Annotated in this window: 12 protein-coding genes; 5 read left to right on the top strand and 7 right to left on the bottom strand. The window is 70.3% G+C overall.

The features are described from left to right. Positions 1-289 precede the first annotated feature (289 nt). From ACFU9P_RS15625 to ACFU9P_RS15610, 4 genes are all read left to right on the top strand, one after another. Positions 290-3,580 carry a nitrate- and nitrite sensing domain-containing protein gene (locus tag ACFU9P_RS15625; RefSeq protein ID WP_384080735.1) on the top strand — a complete coding sequence of 1,097 codons (3,291 nt, stop codon included), beginning with the start codon at positions 290-292 and terminating at the stop codon, positions 3,578-3,580. Positions 3,581-3,590: 10 nt separating this feature from the next. Continuing rightward, positions 3,591-4,004, top strand: a complete 414-nt coding sequence (locus ACFU9P_RS15620; protein ID WP_026057603.1) for a roadblock/LC7 domain-containing protein — start codon at positions 3,591-3,593, stop codon at positions 4,002-4,004. Positions 4,005-4,104: 100 nt separating this feature from the next. Further along, the gene (locus tag ACFU9P_RS15615; RefSeq protein ID WP_376371447.1) at positions 4,105-4,722 is read left to right on the top strand and encodes a DUF742 domain-containing protein; all 618 of its coding nucleotides are present in this window, start codon (positions 4,105-4,107) and stop codon (positions 4,720-4,722) included. Beyond that, the gene (locus ACFU9P_RS15610; protein WP_031229389.1) at positions 4,703-5,284 is read left to right on the top strand and encodes an ATP/GTP-binding protein; all 582 of its coding nucleotides are present in this window, start codon (positions 4,703-4,705) and stop codon (positions 5,282-5,284) included. The genes ACFU9P_RS15615 and ACFU9P_RS15610 overlap by 20 nt, the downstream gene beginning before the upstream one ends. 128 nt (positions 5,285-5,412) lie before the next feature. On the opposite strand, the gene ACFU9P_RS15605 is transcribed toward ACFU9P_RS15610, so the two are convergent. From ACFU9P_RS15605 to ACFU9P_RS15590, 4 genes are all read right to left on the bottom strand, one after another. After that, entirely contained in the window at positions 5,413-5,616 is a 204-nt protein-coding gene (locus ACFU9P_RS15605) for an acyl-CoA carboxylase subunit epsilon (RefSeq protein ID WP_066949407.1), read from the bottom strand. Between the two features lie 47 nt (positions 5,617-5,663). Then, the gene (locus ACFU9P_RS15600; RefSeq protein ID WP_376371450.1) at positions 5,664-7,247 is read right to left on the bottom strand and encodes an acyl-CoA carboxylase subunit beta; all 1,584 of its coding nucleotides are present in this window, start codon (positions 7,245-7,247) and stop codon (positions 5,664-5,666) included. Positions 7,248-7,398: 151 nt separating this feature from the next. Continuing rightward, positions 7,399-9,675 (bottom strand): polysaccharide lyase 8 family protein, encoded by a 2,277-nt coding sequence (locus tag ACFU9P_RS15595; RefSeq protein WP_384081031.1) that lies wholly within the window; start codon positions 9,673-9,675, stop codon positions 7,399-7,401. A gap of 178 nt (positions 9,676-9,853) precedes the next feature. After that, on the bottom strand, positions 9,854-10,363 hold the full coding sequence (locus ACFU9P_RS15590; RefSeq protein WP_046500436.1) for a hypothetical protein: 510 nt from the start codon (positions 10,361-10,363) through the stop codon (positions 9,854-9,856). A 205-nt stretch (positions 10,364-10,568) separates the two neighbouring features. On the opposite strand from ACFU9P_RS15590, the gene ACFU9P_RS15585 reads away from it, so the two are divergent. Beyond that, positions 10,569-11,192 carry a YceI family protein gene (locus ACFU9P_RS15585; RefSeq protein ID WP_384080730.1) on the top strand — a complete coding sequence of 208 codons (624 nt, stop codon included), beginning with the start codon at positions 10,569-10,571 and terminating at the stop codon, positions 11,190-11,192. 115 nt (positions 11,193-11,307) lie between these two features. On the opposite strand, the gene ACFU9P_RS15580 is transcribed toward ACFU9P_RS15585, so the two are convergent. The 3 genes from ACFU9P_RS15580 to ACFU9P_RS15570 form a co-directional block, all read right to left on the bottom strand. Continuing rightward, positions 11,308-12,657, bottom strand: a complete 1,350-nt coding sequence (locus tag ACFU9P_RS15580; protein WP_384080728.1) for a hypothetical protein — start codon at positions 12,655-12,657, stop codon at positions 11,308-11,310. A 169-nt stretch (positions 12,658-12,826) separates the two neighbouring features. Next, a complete protein-coding gene (locus ACFU9P_RS15575) occupies positions 12,827-15,913 on the bottom strand; it encodes a glycoside hydrolase family 3 N-terminal domain-containing protein (RefSeq protein ID WP_384080725.1) in 3,087 nt (1,028 codons plus the stop codon). Between the two features lie 82 nt (positions 15,914-15,995). Continuing rightward, positions 15,996-17,879 carry a discoidin domain-containing protein gene (locus tag ACFU9P_RS15570; RefSeq protein ID WP_384080722.1) on the bottom strand — a complete coding sequence of 628 codons (1,884 nt, stop codon included), beginning with the start codon at positions 17,877-17,879 and terminating at the stop codon, positions 15,996-15,998. Positions 17,880-17,892 lie beyond the last annotated feature (13 nt).

The raw sequence follows: 17,892 nt of genomic DNA, 5'->3' as shown, positions 1-17,892 counted from the left end.
CATCGACATAGCCCGCCTCCATGTTCATAACATTTCGACAGAGAATTCACGGACACCGGACACCCGACGCACTCGTCCGGTGCCACTGCGCTCACATCAGCCCCGCCTTTTGACGGGGCTCGCTCTTTTTGCCCGTATTGCGTGAGGCTTGGACCACTCGGAATGGCTGATTCCTGCTGTTTGGAATGGGGCCGTTCCTCGTGCTGCAATTCGACAACTCCCGAGTAGTACGGCCCCGAACAGAACACGGCACAAACGTAGGTGCCGACGCCGAGAGGTTGTTGGTCGAGTGAGGCGAAGCAAGACGAGCTCCGCGGAGCAGCAGGCGCGGGGCAACTTCACCCCGCCGCCGCGCGCAGCGGTGCCGCCTGCGGTCGCCACCGGTTCCCCGCCGGCGGCCGGCAGCACCAGTCCGCTCTCCCCGCGCAACTGGCGGGTGCCGACCCGGCTGAACGCCATCCTCCTGATTCCTGTGCTGGTCGGTCTGGTGATGGGCGGCTTCCAGGTCAAGGCGGCCGTGGACACCTGGCAGGAGGCCCAGGACGCCGAGCGGACGGCTCTGGTCGTACGGGCCGCCGCCGAGTACGGGCAGGCCCTGCTCAACGAGCGAGATCTGACCGCGCAGCCGCTGCTGACCGGCGAGGGCGACGCCGCGGTGGTCACACAGACGCGGGCGGCCACGGACGCCGCGAAGAAGAAGTTCGACCTGGCTGTCCGGGACATGCCCGCGAAGCAGGGTCTGGAGCGCCGGCTGAGCCTGTTCCGGGCGGAGGAGCCGAAGCTCGCCGCCATCAGGAAGAGCGCGTACATCGAGGCGGTCGAGACTCCGGACAAGAGCGGCGGCAACGGCGGTCCGGTGGCGACGGAGGAGGGGTATGTGCTGGTCCAGCACTCCCTCATGGAGTTCGCCAACGAGCTGGGCCTGGGCACCGGCAACATCACCAGCTACGGCCGTACCGTCTACGCGATCCAGCTGGCCAAGGCCGCCGAGTCGCTCCAGCGCTCCATCGGCATGCATCTGCTGGTCAGGCCGAACCAGACGGAGAACGTCAGGAACGGCCAGACCATCGCCTTCTCCTCGTACGCCTATCTGGAGGACATCGCCGTCGGCGAGTACGTCTCCGGCGGTACGGAGGCGGATACGGCCAGGCTCCAGGAGGTGATGGCGGAGAAGGCGGCCGAGGGCGCCAAGAAACTCGCTGCGGCCCAGCAGCAGGCGGCGGCCAAGGGCGAGGACTTCACCGCCCCGCCGAGCAAGGAGGGCTCCGTCCTGGACGGCATGGTGGCGGAGATCGCCACCGGGGACAGCCCCGAGCGGCTCGCGCAGCGCGGGGTGACGCCCGAGGCCTGGATGGCCGCCTCCACCGCCAAGTTCGACGGTTACACGGTCCTGGAGAAGGACCTTGTCGACAAGGCCGTGGCGGACGCGGCGCAGATCTCGGACAACGCCAGGAACAACGCCATCACCATCGGCGCCACCGTGGTCATCGCGCTGCTGGCCGCGTTCATCCTGGCCGGGATGATGGCCCGGCAGATGAGCCGTGCGATGCTGGGGCTGCGTACGGCCGCCTTCGGTATCGCCGAGCAGCGGCTGCCGATGCTGGTCGACCAGCTCTCGCGGACCGAGCCCGGCCGGGTCGACACCCGGGTCCAGCCGATCCCGATCGACTCGCGCGACGAGATCGGCGAGGTGGCCCGCGCCTTCGACCAGGTCCACCGCGAGGCGGTCAGGCTGGCCGCCGAACAGGCCATGCTGCGCGGAAACGTCAATGCCATCTTCACCAACCTCTCGCGCCGCAACCAGTCGCTGATCGAGGGGCAGTTGACCCTCATCTCCGACCTGGAGAACAACGAGGGCGACCCGGACCAGTTGGAGAACCTCTTCAAGCTGGACCACCTCGCGACCCGTATGCGCCGCAACGGCGAGAACCTCCTCGTCCTCGCGGGCGAGGAGCCGGGCCGCCGCTGGAACCAGCCGGTGCCGCTGGTGGACGTCCTGCGCGCCGCCTCCTCGGAGGTCGAGTCGTACGCCCGTATCGAGCTGACCGGCGTCCCCGAGACGGAGATCCACGGCCAGTCGGTGACCGACCTGGTCCATCTCCTCGCCGAGCTGCTGGAGAACGCCACCACCTTCTCCTCGCCGCAGACCAAGGTCAGGGTCACCGCGACCCGGCTGCCCGACGGCCGGGTGATGATCGAGATCCATGACAAGGGCATCGGTCTGACCGCCGAGGACTTCGCGGACATCAACCACAAGCTGGCCAACCCGCCGACCGTGGACGCCGCCGTCTCGCAGCGCATGGGCCTCTTCGTGGTCGGCAGGCTCGCCGACCGGCACGGTATCCGCGTCCAGTTGCGCCCCTCGGGCGAGCAGGCCGGTACGACCTCGCTGGTGATGCTCCCCGACGCGATCACCCATGGCGGGGGCGGCGAACCGGCCCCGGCCGACGACTTCACCGTCTCGCAGATCATCCCGGACCAGCAGATCCCGGCCGGGGAGCAGGTCTTCGACACCGGCACCCCGATGCTGACCGCCGCGGAACTGGGCTTCGACGACTCGCGGTACGACGACCCGCCTGGCGGCTCGGACCAGCAGGCCGACAGCCGCACGCTCGACCCGGTCAACCGCACCCTCAAGCGCGAGGAGCGGCGGGCCGCGCTGGGCGGCCCCGGGACCGCGGAGCAGCCGGTCTTCCAGGACCCGGCCGTGCACTACCGCGAGGAGGTCGACGGGCAGTACGTGCCGCAGGAGGCCTCGTCGTCGTACGAGCAGGGGTACGCCGCTCCCCAGGCGGCCATGGACACCGGCTATCCGCAGCCGGCCGGCTACGAGGACTTCCAGGAGTTCCAGGAGCCCCCGGCGCAGCCGTACGCGGAGGCCGCGCCCCAGCCGTACGCGGAGCCGTATGCGGAGGCGCCCCAGCAGGGCGACTGGGCCGGTCAGAACGCGTTCCAGGACGTGTACGGGACCGAGCGGGGTACGGAACCGGAATCGGCCCCCGACGCTCCCGCGAACGCCCGCGACCGCGTAGGCTTCGACCGTCCGGGCCCGTCCCCGAGCAGCAGTCATACGCTGACGGACGCGGGTCTGCCGCGCCGGGGCAGCAGCCAGCCGCCACAGCGGTGGCAGCAGACGGGACAGGACAGCGGAACGGCTGGATCAGCCGGACCTGCCGTACCACCGGCCGCGCCCGCCGCGGAGACTCCGCAGAACGGCCTCGGCAGCAACCTGGCCGACGGGTTCGGCGGCAGTCGGGGCAACGGGCAGAGCGAGGCGGCCGGTTCCGATGACTGGCGGTCGAGGAACGACGAGCGCTGGCAGCGGGCCGAGAAGCTCCGTGAGCCCAAGGCGGGCGGGATCACCGCGTCGGGGCTCCCCCGGCGGGTGCCCAAGGCCAATCTGATCGAGGGAGCGGCGGAGCAGACCCCGCAGGGCGGCACCCAGGTCTCCCGGGCCCCCGAGGACATCCGCGGCAGGTTGAGCAACCTGCGGCGCGGTGTCCAGCGGGGCCGCAACGCGGGAGCGGACACGAACGGACCGGGCCACGGCCCGGGCAGTACCTACAACCAGGAGCGTTAGTGTGAGCCCGATGAGCCAGGCGGCGCAGAATCTGAACTGGTTGATCACCAACTTTGTGGACAACACCCCCGGGGTGTCCCACACCGTGGTGGTCTCCGCCGACGGACTCCTGCTGGCCATGTCCGAAGGTTTTCCCCGCGACCGCGCCGATCAGCTCGCGGCCGTGGCGTCCGGTCTGACCTCGCTGACCGCGGGGGCGTCCCGGATCTTCGAAGGCGGTGCCGTCAACCAGACCGTCGTCGAGATGGAGCGCGGTTTCCTCTTCATCATGTCCATCTCGGACGGGTCCTCCCTGGCCGTCCTCGCGCACCCGGAGGCCGATATCGGCCTGGTGGGATACGAGATGGCGCTTCTGGTCGACCGCGCGGGCACGGTCCTCACCCCGGACCTCCGGGCCGAACTCCAGGGAAGTCTGCTCAACTGAGAGACAGTGCGCTGCTCGCCACCGCACCATTAAGGTGCGGTGGCGCGGATTCACAGGACCGTCAGCATCGGCCCGGCGACCGGCAGTCGGAGGAGGAAACGTGGCTACACCCCCAGACGGACATCCCTATGACTACGACGGTGCGCGGCGGGCCCCGGGCAACCCCGTGCGGAACCGCTTCAACTTCCCCTCCGCGCCCAGCGGTCAGCCCGGCGGCCAGGGCGGCGGACCACCCCGGCAGGAGCCTTACTACCCCCAGCAGCGGCCGTACGAACCGCCGCGGAGGCAGCCGTACGACGAACCGCGGCAGCCCCGTATCCAGCCGGTGGAGCCGCGCCGCGCCCCGGAGGAGCCCGCTCCCTCCATGGGCACCACGCACAACCCGCTGGTACGTCCGTACGCCATGACCGGCGGCCGGACCCGGCCGCGGTACCAGCTCGCCATCGAGGCGCTGGTCAGCACGACGGCCGATCCGTCAAGGCTGCACGGGCAGTTGCCCGAGCACCAGCGGATCTGCCGGCTCTGTTTCGAGATCAAATCGGTCGCCGAGATCTCGGCGCTCCTCTCCATCCCCCTCGGCGTGGCCCGGATCCTCGTAGCCGACCTGGCGGAGGCCGGACTTGTCGCCATCCATCAGCCCGGCGGCGACGAGGCCGTCGGTGGCCAGCCAGACGTGACACTGCTCGAAAGGGTGCTCAGTGGACTTCGCAAGCTCTAGCGGCGGTGCAGCCCGCTCAACCACCAGCGCGAAGATCGTGGTGGCGGGCGGCTTCGGCGTGGGCAAGACCACGTTCGTCGGCGCCGTCTCGGAGATCAACCCGCTGCGTACCGAAGCCGTCATGACCAGCGCCTCCGCAGGCATCGACGACCTCACCCACACCGGAGACAAAACCACCACCACCGTGGCCATGGACTTCGGACGCATCACCCTCGACCAAGACCTCATCCTCTACCTCTTCGGCACCCCCGGACAGGACCGCTTCTGGTTCATGTGGGACGACCTCGTCCGCGGCGCCATCGGCGCCGTCGTCCTCGTCGACACCCGCCGCCTCGCCGACTGCTTCCCCGCCGTCGACTACTTCGAAAACTCAGGACTCCCCTTCGTCATCGCCCTCAACGGCTTCGACGGACACCAGCCCTACACCCCCGACGAAGTACGCGAAGCACTCCAGATCGGCCCCGACACCCCCATCATCACCACCGACGCACGCCACCGCGCCGACGCCAAAAGCGGACTCATCACCCTCGTCGAACACGCCCTCATGGCACGACTGCGGTAAGTCCCGCGCGGCGCACCGCCGTAGACACCCGAAGGCCCCCGCACTCGACGAGGAGTGCGGGGGCCTTCGGTTTCGTACGGCCTTCGTGGAGGCTTCGTACGGCGCTGGTGCAGCCGACCTTGCGGCTGTCAGCCCTGCCAACTGTGCGGGGCGCGGAAACCGGGCGTGCGCTCAAGACGGCGCCAGCCGGCCGTGGAGCGGCCGTGGTGGGCCGGGGCGTCCTGCCGGGCCGCGGCGCGGGCCATCAGGACGGCGGTGATGGCGGCCAGCTCCTCGGGGCCGGCCTGCCCCTTCTCGACGCGCAGCAGGGATTCGTTCGTGGATTCGCTCATGGAGGTCGTGTCTCCGTCTTCTCGGCGGGAGGGCGCGGGGCGCAGGGTCACTGCGGGGGGTTGCCGTGCTTGCGGGACGGCAGGTCGGCGTGCTTGGTACGGAGCATCGCGAGCGCGCTCGCGAGCACCTCACGGGTCTCCGCGGGGTCGATCACGTCGTCGACCAGTCCGCGCTCCGCCGCGTAGTAGGGATGCATCAGCTCGGCCTTGTACTCCTTGACCATGCGGGCACGCATGGCCTCCGAGTCCGCGGCTTCCGCGATCTGCCTGCGGAAGATGACATTGGCGGCACCCTCGGCGCCCATCACCGCGATCTCGTTCGTGGGCCAGGCGTAGGTGAGGTCGGCTCCGATGGACTGGGAGTCCATCACGATGTACGCGCCTCCGTACGCCTTGCGCAGGATCAGCGAGATCCGGGGCACGGTGGCGTTGCAGTACGCGTAGAGGAGTTTGGCACCGTGCCGGATGATCCCGCCGTGCTCCTGGTCGACACCCGGCAGGAACCCGGGCACGTCCAGCAGCGTCACGATCGGGACATTGAAAGCGTCGCACATCTGGACAAAGCGCGCAGCTTTCTCGGACGCCTCGATGTCCAGCACGCCGGCCAGGGACTGCGGCTGGTTGGCGACGATGCCGATGACCTGTCCGTCCAGCCGGGCCAGGGCGCAGATGATGTTCCGCGCCCAGCGCTCGTGGACCTCCAGGAAGTCGCCCTCGTCAACCAGCTCCTCGATGACCTTGTGCATGTCGTACGGGCGGTTGCCGTCGGCGGGCACCAGATCGAGCAGCACGTCGGAGCGGCGGTCCACCGGGTCCTCGGAGACGACCGTGGGCGGGTTCTCGCGGTTGTTCTGCGGCAGCATCGACAGGAGGTAGCGCACCTCGGCGATGCAGGTCTCCTCGTCGTCGTACGCGAAGTGCGCGACGCCGGAGGTCTCGGCGTGCACATCGGCGCCGCCGAGGCCGTTCTGGGTGATCTCCTCGCCGGTGACCGCCTTGACGACATCCGGTCCCGTGATGAACATCTGCGAGGTCTCGCGGACCATGAACACGAAGTCGGTGAGGGCCGGGCTGTAGGCCGCGCCGCCCGCGCAGGGGCCGAGCATCACACTGATCTGCGGGATCACGCCGCTCGCACGGGTGTTGCGCTGGAAGATCCCGCCGTAGCCGGCGAGCGCGGAGACGCCCTCCTGGATCCGGGCCCCTGCGCCGTCGTTGAGCGAGACCAGCGGGGCACCGGCCGAGATGGCCATGTCCATGATCTTGTGGATCTTGGTGGCGTGCGCCTCGCCGAGGGCGCCGCCGAAGATCCGGAAGTCATGCGCGTACACGAAGACCGTCCGGCCCTCGACCGTGCCCCAGCCGGTGATGACACCGTCCGTGTACGGCTTCTTGGCCTCCAGGCCGAAGCCGGTGGCGCGGTGCCTGCGGAGCTGCTCGACCTCCTTGAACGACCCCTCGTCGAGCAGCAGCTCGATGCGCTCACGCGCGGTCAGCTTGCCCTTGGCCTTCTGGGCCTCGGTCGCGCGGTCGCTGGGGCCCCGGCGGGCCGCCTCGCGCAGGGCGTGCAGTTCGGCCACACGCCCCCGGGCATCGGTGGGCTCGCCCGGCGTCTCGTCCACTACGGTCATGTCCCAACCCTACGAACAGCACCGTGAAAACACGCCGTAGACTCCACACAGTCTCCTGGCGGTATTCCTGGTGGGCCTGGACAGAACCCGGCACGATGCGGGGTTCCCGGACAGCAAGGTACCCCTGGCTCTTGTGGGATTCCCCTAGATGTCAGATCAACGCCACCTGGCACCGACGCTCCTCGCAGGCCGTGCCGGGGGTGATCCTCAGCCGTAGCGTACGGCCCGCCGAGACCACCTCGACCCCCGGGCCGACGGCCAGGACCCGGCGTACTCTCCGGTCCCAGACGACCTCCAGCGGCCGTCCGGAGCGCGGGGGTTCGCTTATACGGAGCGTGGCGGTACGGCCCCGGACCACGGCCAGCACGCTCGCGGGGGCGGTCGCGGTGAGCGGTCCCGCCGTACCGGGCCGCCAGAAGTTGACGGCCGTACAGCCGAGCGGGTGAAGCTCCACCCCCTGCCGGTCGGCGTCGTTGGCGAGGATCCGCAGCCAGTGGGGGTCGGCGGCGCGGGCCGCGAGCGCCCGCCGGGACGCGCCGGGCATCAGCAGATAGGTGTAGGTTGCGCCGGTGGGATCGGTGCCGTGATCGATCCAGAGGGTCCGGTAGCGGCGATTACGCCGTTCGGGGGAACCTCCGGTGTTGATGTCGCTCCAGGAGCCGGTGCGGTCCTCGGCGAGGGTCCTGAGCGGGGCGCCGCCGGGGAAGACCCAGCCGCCGTGGCCCGCCAGATGGGCCCAGCGGGGGCGCGGTCCGTGGTCGAGGGTGAAGGTGTCCGTACCGTTCTCGCCCAGGTTGCGGTTGTCGACAACCGTCTCCACCGGCACCCCGTCCGTGCAGGTGATTCCGGCGCCCAGACAGATGACGGCGTCGTCGGTGAAGAACCAGGACTTGCGTGCTTCGAGGGTGGAGCCGAGGCCCTTGAGATGCTGGCCGACGGCGGCGAAGGTCCCGTCGGTCACGCCGCCCACCCACCGCACGTCCGGCTTGGGCTCGCCCCACTCACCGCCCTCACGGTCCGCGAGCCGCCGGGTGGACACGGTCGTACCGGGCAGGCGGTACGGGTCGGCGGTGGGCCAGAACCAGTCGGTGTACTGGTCGTTGCCCCGGTCGGCGCACCACCACGAGAGCATCCCGGCCCCGGTGTGCCAGCCGCGCGGATTCTCGCCGTTGCCGCACTCGTAGTGCGCGATCCGCTCGGAGGCCATGGAGAGGGCGGCGGCCCAGCCCCGCCCCCGGTGCACGGCCCGGTCCATCGCGGCGAAGAGGGTGTGGCCGGCGGGCTCGGGGACGGCGGGCACGGGCGAGGCGGCGACGGTGTGCAGCCGGGCCAGATCGGCGACGTCGAACTGCGGGGCGGTGAGGACGGGCGCCACGGTGTCCCGCTCGATCCAGCCCTTGACCAGCCCGGTCCAGCGCTCCCGCTCGGCGGCGGACGCCCCGCCCGCGAGCAGCGGCAGGGCCGCGATCAGCGCCTGGCCGTGGAAGTGGTCGCTCCGCAGCACGCCCCGGTCCTCGCCGGCGAGCCAACCCCGGCTGATGGCACGGCCGTTGACGCAGTCCATCATCAGACCGTTGTAGATCAGCGGTGCGAAGGCGCGTTCCACGCTGTCGAGTACGTTCTGCCGTGCCGGGTCGGTGACGGCCCACGAGGACCCGGCGAGCAGGGAGAAGAGCCGACCGAGGCCGTCGAGCAGGACCTGTCCGTACGTTCCGGAGTAGGCCACCCAGGTGTGCTGGACGAACGAGCCGTCGGCGTAGAGGCCGTCGCCGCCGGTGACATACGGGAAGACGGGCGAGAGCGCGTCCCGGGCGAGGGCGGTCTTGGCGGGGGCCCGGCCGAGGATGCCGCGCAGGGCGACGGAGCGGCAGAGGTCGACGCGGTTGGCGCCGGTGCTGATGCCCGAGTAGTCGGCGAGAAGGGCGTCGGGAACGAAGTGGTCGACGGCCGCGCAGGCCGCCGCGCGCCGCTCCTCGGTGAGGTGCTCGTACAGGACGGCGATGATGTCCATGAGCAGGCGGGGGCTGCCGATGCGCCACTCCCACCAGTTGCCGTACGGGGTGGTGGCCGGGTGGTACACGGCGGTGGAGAGATGGGCGAGGCCGCGCAGGATGTCGGCGAGGAGGCCTTCGTCGCCGGTGAGGCCGGTGCCGGGCTGGGCGTAGGCCCGGGTCATGGTCCAGAGCCGGTCATAGCTGCGCGTGATTCCGGCGGGCGGATCGAAGGGATGTCCGGGCCAGAGATGCCCGACGGCCGGCGCCATGGACCGCCGGAAGCCCGCGGCCTGCGTACCGGTCGCCGCGAGCCGCGAGGCATAGGGCTCGGCGGCGGGGTCATAGCCCGTACCGAGCTGGAGTTCCGCCCACCGCCGCCGCAGCGCCTCGAACTCGTCGGCGGGGTCGGGCTGTTCGGGCACGAGGGCGCCCATTGCGACGGCCAGCAGGGTACGACGGGACCAGGCGGCTGGCTGCGACACGGGAACCTCCGCGATCGGCAGGGGCACGGACCACACAAGTGCACCAGGTCCGTCCGGCCGCCGGTTTGTCCTCAATCGCCGGACTGGCTTGAATTAGCCCGTCCGGCGCTTGAGGACACCGCAGAGCCGGTCAGCAGCCGCCGCAGTTGTAGTACGTGACGTCCCAGTGGTTGCCCTCGTCCGCGTAGAGGTTGCCCGCGCCCGACTGCCACTGCGGGTACCCGTCACCCCGCGGCCCGATGTACGTGAAGTTGTTCTTGATGTAGTTGGTGAGGCAGGTGGCCTTGGCGAAGTCGAGCTTGTAGCCGTTCCAGTGCGAGTACGTACCGCTCGCGTGGCCCGTCTCCGTACCGCCCGTGATGTTCAGCGCGCAGCCGCTCGCGCTCTTCAGGGTCTGCGCGCCCTGGGCCGTGGCCAGGTTGAGCTGCTCGAACGACGTACAGGTCGGGTTGTTGCGGTTGGAACAGCCGCCGGAGGACGACCAGGTGATGCCGCGTGAGCTGAACATCGAGGTCGCGGTGGCGTGCGAGATCTTGGTGGCCGCCTGGGCGTCGCCGGCCGAGGTCAGAACACCGAATCCGGGGGCGAAGAGCGCGCCCAGGACCAGCGCGAACGCGGTGAGGTACGAGCGGAGCTTCATGGGGGGATTGCCTCCTGCTGGGAGCCGTTGATGTGGGTGGGGCAGCGGTGCAGGTGGTAGCGCACCGATGGTGCCCGAGATCTACGCGCGTCCGCCAGGGTGCGGGGAACTCGATCGGATGACATTGTTGAAGATTGAACGAGGGAGGTCTAAGGTTGGCGCCGATTGAAGGTTTAAAACTCGTCACTCGCACTCAGGAGGAACCATGGCCCTCTTCGGCCGCAAGAACGACAGCACCGACGCCTCGGCCACCGCCACCGTCGAGGTGGACCCGGCGCTCGCCGCACTGACCGGCGAATACACCATCGACCCGGCGCACAGCACCATCAGCTTCACCGTCCGGCACGCGATGGTCACCAATGTCCGCGGCTCGTTCACCGAGCACGAGGGCTCGCTCAGCCTGGACGGCTCGAACCCGGCCGCCTCGACCGCCTCGATCGAGGTCTCCATCGCCAGCGTCGACACCGGGATGCCCGACCGCGACGGCCACCTGCGCAGCGCCGACTTCTTCGACGCGGAGACCTTCCCGAAGATGTCGTTCCGCTCCACCGCGGCCGAGCAGCTCGACGCCGAGACCTACCGGGTCACCGGCGATCTGACCATCAAGGACGTCACCAAGCCGATCACCATCGACCTGGAGTTCCAGGGCTCCGCCACCGATGTGTACGGCAATGAGCGCGTCGGCTTCGAGGGCACCGCGTCCATCCTGCGCTCCGACTGGGGCCTGACCTGGAACGCGGCGCTGGAGACCGGCGGGGTCATGGTCAGCGACAAGGTCAAGCTGAACTTCGACATCTCCGCGATCAAGAAGGCCCCCGAGGCCGCCTGAGGCCGGCGCGAGGCGAGCGAGGAGACCGGCGGGGGCGCGGCTTCCGGCCCGGGGCGCGGCTCAGAGCCATACGTACGGACTCGTACGCGGACTCAGAAGCCCTGAAACCCCGGGCTCAGAACCCGCCCCCGCCGTCGAATCCTCCGCCGCCTCCGAAGTCCCCTCCCCCGCCGAACCCGCCACCGCCGAAGTCACCCGGGTCGTAGTTCCCTCCCGAGTAGTCGCCTCCGGCGTAACCGGTGTAGTCGCCGCCGCCGTAGTCCGCGGCGTAGCCGGGGGTCGCCATCAGCGAGCCGAGCATCGTGCCCACCAGCAGCCCCGGCAGCAGCCCGCCGCCGAAGTAGCCGCCGGCCCAGGGTCCGTACACCGGTCCCGCCTCCCAGTACGGCCGGGGGCCGCTCGCGGTCTCGACCGTACGGGCCAGCGGGTCGTCGCCGTCGGCCAGCCGGGCCGCGTCGGCGGCGCAGACCGGGACGGTACGCCGTACCCCGGCGGGCGGCGCCCACTCGGCGTCGGTGGTCGAGGGGCCGTGGCGCGGGTCGAAGAAGCAGGGCGAGCGGCGCTCCGGCAGCGGGGCGCCCTTCCTGCGCGCGTCGAGCAGGGCCAGCGAGAACCGCCCGTCCTCCAGCGCCTCCGTCACCCCGCGCACATCGTCGGGCCGCTGGGCGGAACCCATCAGGGACTTGGCCTTCTCGTACGCGTCGAGGGAGCGCTCGTAGTCGGTGCGCATCGCGTCGTCGGCGCCCGCCTCGGCCGGGTGGAAGTCGAGCCGGTCCAGTTCCTCGCCGAAGGCGGTGATGTCCTCGTCGACGACGACCCGCAGCTTCTCCAGCGCCTCCCGCTCCCGCTCGATCCGCCTGCTGCGGTTGCGGCGCGCTACGGCGTACGCGCCCGCGCCGCCCACCACGACCACGGAGCCCAGCACGATCAGCCCGGTGGACGAGTCGCCCGTACCGCCCGATCCTGTGGTGTCCCAGGAGGCCGGGGCGTGGCCGCGGATCTGCGGGAGCGCCTGGTCGACGAAGTTGTTCAGCTCGGTCGCGGCGTCGACGGGTCCGCCCGCCTTGACCGCGTCGGTGAGGTTGCGGACCGCCTGGTGGGGCAGTACGGCGGAATCGGCGCCCGCGTTGAAGCCGTCGCCGAGCCGGATCGCGTACAGACCGGTGATACCGGTCTCGGTCCGTACGGTGTTGAGCACGGTGGCGGCGGGGTACGCGGCGGTGTCCGGCAGGACCGCCACGAAGAGCGGCTTGTCGGCGTCCTTGATCTTCTTCGCCAGGGCCTCGGCCTCGGTGGTCGAGAGCTGGCTCCTGGCCGCCGGGTCCACATAGACGGGCCCGTCCTTGAGCGCCTCGGCGACGGTCGCGGGGCCGGTGGCGGCCTCGGCGGCGGGCGCGATTCCCAGGGCTGCGGCGGAACCGGCGAGCAGCACCCCGGACAGTGTGGAATACAGCCTCGTCCTCATACATTGACGCTACCCGAAACCCGCCAAGATGGGGCAGGGGTGAGCAAAGGCGTAAGCGGAGCGAAAGAATTACGGCAGGGGCGGCATGGGCAGCGGACCCGGAGAGCAAAGGGTGAGGCACCCGGACCCGTGGGTCCGAGTGCCTCACCCATGGGGGTTCCCCGGCTGATCAGGCCGCCTTGTAGGCCGCCGTCAGCTTGGCCACCGCACCGGTCAGGTCTCCGGTGAGCAGCAGATGGTCCGCCTCCGCGAAGGGCTTCGCCGAGGCGGCGGTGATGTTCCCGCCGATCTTCTGCTGGACGAGCAGCCTGGCCTGGCCCGCCAGCTCCTTGGCCTGCGGCGACGAGCCGAGGCCCGCCTTCTGGAGCACCGTGGCCGCGACCCCGATCGCCGCGAGCGTCAACTGCCCGCCGCCAGGCGGCTGCTTGAGGGTGGTCAGCCCCCAGCCGTACGGGAACTGCGGGTCGTAGGAGGCGTCACCGACATTGATCGGCAGCGACTCGACCGACTTGGGCCAGGTCAGCGGAAGCTGTCCGGTGAACGCCCGCTTGCCGTAGAGGACATCGGCCACGCCGTCGCCCTCGCTGCCCGGCAGCCAGCCCGCCACCAGCGCGTCGATCTCGCCGAGCCGGTCACCGATGAGCTGCGGCCGGCCGGAGATGATCAGAACCGCGCACTTCATGGCCGCGCAGACCGTGTCGACGGCCTTCTTGTCCTCCGCGGACAGCTCCAGGTCATGGCCGTTGCCGACATCGCCCTGCCCTTCGGCGTACGGCTTCTCGCCGACGACGACCACCCCGACGTCATGTCCGGCGGTGGGTGCTGAGGCGTCCCGCGAGTAGGTCAGGGAGCCGGGCGCGGCCTTGCGCATGCCTTCCAGGACGGTCGTCCCGGTGGTGGTCGGTCCTGAGCCGCCCTGCCAGGTGATGGTCCAGCCGCCCATCTGGTTGCCCAGGTCATCGGCGTTGGAGCCCGCCACGTACACCTTCTGCGACGGCTTGAGCGGCAGGACCGCGCCGTCGTTCTTCAGCAGCACCTGCGACTTGGCCGCCGCCTCGCGGGCCACTGCCCGGTGCGCGGGCGAGCCGATCTGGGGCAGGTTGGTGGTGTCGGCGTACGGCTTCTCGAACAGGCCGAGCCGGAACTTCTGCTCCAGGATCCTGGAGACCGCGTCGTCGATCCTGGCCTGGCTGATCCGCCCGGCCGTGACCTCGGCCTGGAGGACCGAGGTGAAGTCCTTGTACGCCGTCGGGACCATGATCATGTCGAGCCCGGCGTTGATGGACGTACGCACGTCGCTCGGGTAGTCGCCCGGGATCTGGTCGATCGCCTGCCAGTCGCTGATGACGAAGCCCTTGAAGCCCAGCCGGTCCTTGAGCACTCCGTTGATCATGGCGCCGTCGGCGTGCATCTTGATCGCGGGCTTGCCCTCGTCGGTGATCTCCAGCGAGGAGTACGAGGGCATGACCGTGCCCACGCCCCGCTTCACCGCGTCCTTGAAGGGAGCGAGATGGATGGTCTCCAGCTCTTTTCTGGTGACCTTGGTGACGCCCTGGTCGATGGTGTACGAACCGGTCGTGGACGAGCCGTACTGGGTGCCGCCGTCGCCCACGAAGTGCTTGGCCGTCGCCAGCACCTTGTCGTTACGGTCCAGTTGGGCGCCGGAGGCCGGGCCCTGCATGCCGTTGATGACCGTGTCCATGGAGATCACCAGCGCCGGGTCCTCGCCGAAGGACTCGTACGTACGGCCCCAGCGCTCGTCCCTGGCGACGCAGAGGCAGGGCGCGAAGTCCCACGGGATGCCGGTGGCCCGTACTTCCTTGGCGGTCACCGCGCCGGTACGTTCCGCCAGCGCCGGATCGCGGGTCGCGCCTATGCCGATGTTGTGCGGCATGATCGTCGCGCCGACGACATTGTTGTGGCCGTGCACCGCGTCCACGCCGTAGATCAGCGGGATCTGGAAGCGGGTGGCCTGCGCCCTGAGCTGGAAGGCGTCGATCATCTTCGCCCAGGTCTCGGGGGTGTTGGGCGTCGGTACGGACCCGCCGCCGGAGAGCAGTGAGCCGAGGGCGTAGGTGGCGATGTCGCCCTGGGAGGTGAGCGCGTTGCGCTCGGCCTGGGTCATCTGGCCGGCCTTCTCGGCGAGCGAGAGCCGGGGCAGCAGGTCGGCCACCCGCTTCCGCACCGGCAGCCTGGGGTCGAGATACGGCAGGCCGTGAGCGTCGATCACCACCTGCGGGGTCTCGGCCGGGGCCCTGGCGCCCTCGACGGTGAGGGCGAGCGGAATGGTTTCCGCGCTCTCGCCGGCGCGGTCCTTGAGGGTCGGGACCTCAACAGTCCGGGAGGTGCCGGAGGCGGTGCCCGGCGGGAAGGTGAGCGTGCCGGAGACCGAGGTGTAGTCCTTGGCCGCCTCGGCCGTACCGCCTTCGGTGGTGTAGCCGACCGTCACCGGCTCGTCGAGCGGGGCGGAACCGGTCGTCGCGACCGAGATCCGGACCTTGGCGGTGGCGCCCTCCTCGACCGGGTACACGGCCGCGTCGGTGACGACGCTCGCGGTCAGGCTCGGGTCGGCCGTTCCGTACAGCTCCACGCCGTCCATGGCGAACCGGCCCGCCTCACCGGGCGGCAGGGTCAGCGCGTACCCCCACATCTCGGTGAGCCCGAGGACCTGGTCGATCCCGCCGACCGGCTGGTAGTCGGTGCGGTACGTGAAGTCGGTGAAGGGGATCTCGACCTGGTGCCACCCCTCCCAGTCGTCGGTGAAGGAGGTCGTCCACAGCTCGGAGGCCTCGCCGTTGGCGCCGCCGTCCTTGATCTCGAAGTTGATCCTCTTGCCCGAACCGGGCGGCAGCGGCGCGGTGTTCTGCCCGTACCACCAGAAGCGGATCCCCCGGCGGGCCGACCAGTCGTGGGCCGGCTCGTCGAAGGCGAAGTCATGGCTGAAGCCGCCGTACCCGCTGATGTGGTAGCTGCCTTCGAGGACCCGGTCGCCCTCCGGGGCGTCGGCGCGCTCCGCCAGGCTCAGCGCGGGCGGGTCGTCGGAGTCGCCGCCCCAGGTGAATATGCCGCCCTCGGGCAGGCCCGCGAAGGGGACCTCGCCCTCGAAGCGGTCGACGGCCACCGGGGCCGGATCGTCGTCCGCGGCGGCGGACGGGCCCGCTCCCGCGAGGGGCAGCAGCCCCGCCAGGACGGCGGCGGCCAGCAGCCCCGCCGTTCTGGTTCCGGCGCGGGATCGCGGTCTGACACGTACTCGCATCGTGCTCCTTGTTCGGTGGTGCTCCCGGCCGCACCGCTGCGGCCGGGAGCCGTGCTGCTGCTCTTACCGCTTACCGCGTCGGTTACTTCTGCTCGACGCGGACCCAGTCGACCTCGGCCCTGATACCGCCCTGGGCGATCCGGTCGACGCTCGACTGGGGCAGGCCCCAGTAGGGCTGGGTGACCTTGTTCCAGCCGGCCGGATAGGCGCCGCCCAGCGCCAGGTTGAGAATCACGTACTGGTTGTGGTCGAAGACCCACTTGCCCCGGGTGGACTCCAGCTTCTGGCGGGAGGTCTCCTGGACGACCACGTCGTCGACCGTGAAGCGCATGCCCTCGGGCAGCCACTCGACGGCGTAGGTGTGCCACTGGTCGGCACGTCCGCCGTTCGGGTAGTACTGCTGCTTGCCGATGTTGCCGTCGGCCGAGTAACCGGGCCCGTGCAGGGCGGTGCTGGTCCAGTCCCCGTAGCCGATGTTCTCCATGATGTCCGTCTCGCCCGAACCCGGCCACGAGACGGACGGGTTGTCGACATCGCTGCCCAGCAGCCAGAAGGCCGGCCAGAAGCCGTCGCCGACCGGCAGCCTCATCCGGCCGCTGACCTTGCCGTAGGTGAAGTCGAACTTGGTGTTGGTGTCGATACGGCCCGAGGTGAAGTCGTACGTACCGCCGCCCGGCACGGTCGTGCAGCCCTTGCAGTACTTGGACTCCAGGATCAGGGCGCCGTTCTCGGTGCGGATGTTGTTCGCCGAGTCCACATAGGCCTGGGCCTCGCCGTTGACCGAGCCCATCTCCGTACCCGTACGGACCACCCGCCACTTGCTCCGGTCCAGGCCCGAGCCGGTGAAGTCGTCGAAGAAGGTCGTACGGTATGCGCCGCCCGGGTTCTTGGGCAGCGCCGGATAGGCCGCCGCCGCGCTGCCGCCGGTGCCCCAGACCTGGAACTCGTACAGCGAGTAACCGAACTGGGCGGTCGCCGGCGCCGGGTTGTAGAAGGAGCGGCGCTCCCTGCCCAGCATCCGGATGTAGCGGGCGGTGGCCGGGGTGGCGAGGGTGATGGTGTCCCGCCGGCCGGCGGCCTCCCCCGGCGGCTTGACATCGGCGCGGCGGGCTGCGACCTCGGCGGCGGAGGGCCGGTGGACCGTACGCCAGGTGCGGTTGTCGTCGGAGACCTGGAGTTCGTAGTCGACGGCGTAGGCCGCCTCCCAGTACAGGTCGACCGCCTCGATCCGGGAGGGCGCGCCGAGGTCGACCCCGACCCAGCGGTCGGCGTTCCAGTCGCTGGCCCAGCGGGTCTGGTCGCCCCTGAGGTCCGCGGGCCAGCCGCCGTCGGTGACATAGGCGGGGGAGTTGCCCGCGTGCTGGTAGAGGTTGCCGTACGCCGGGTGGTTCAGGGCGAGGTTGGTCCGGGTGGTGGAGGCGGGCGCGGGCTCGCCCCCGTACACCTGGAAGGAGAAGAGGGAGTAGCCCCAGGCGGTAGCCCGCTGCACACCGCGCATCCGGACGTACCGGGCGGTGACTTCCTGGGGGTAGGTGTGGGCGGTGACGGTGCCGCCGGTGCCCTCGGTCTCGGTGTAGAAGCTGGTCCAGTTGGTGCCGTCGGTGGAGGCTTCGAGGACGTACTGCCTGCCGTAGGCGGCCTCCCATTCGAGCTTGACCTGGTTGACCCGGATGACGCTGCCGAGGTCGACGCGGATCCAGGCGGTGTCGGTGAAGTCGCTGGCCCAGCGGGTGGCGGCGTTGCCGTCGAAGGCTCCGCCGGGGCCCAGTTCGGGGCTCTGGGTGCCGGAGGCGGTGACGGCGGCCGGGTTGACGGCGTAGGAGGCCGCCGCCCGGTCGGTGTTCCAGGCCGCGACCGCGGCGGCGGGCCGGGCGGACTGCTGGGGTGCGGGTGCGCTGAACGCGAGCGGGGCCGACAGCGCGAGCAGCGCGGCGGTGGCGGCCACCAGAGTCGTACGCGAGGGCATCGGTGCCTCCTGT

It is taken from the genome of Streptomyces sp. NPDC057617 (genome assembly GCF_042800555.1).
Classification (GTDB): domain Bacteria; phylum Actinomycetota; class Actinomycetes; order Streptomycetales; family Streptomycetaceae; genus Streptomyces.
The sequence above is the reverse complement of the archived record's forward strand: the minus strand, read 5'-3'. Positions and strand labels throughout refer to the sequence as shown.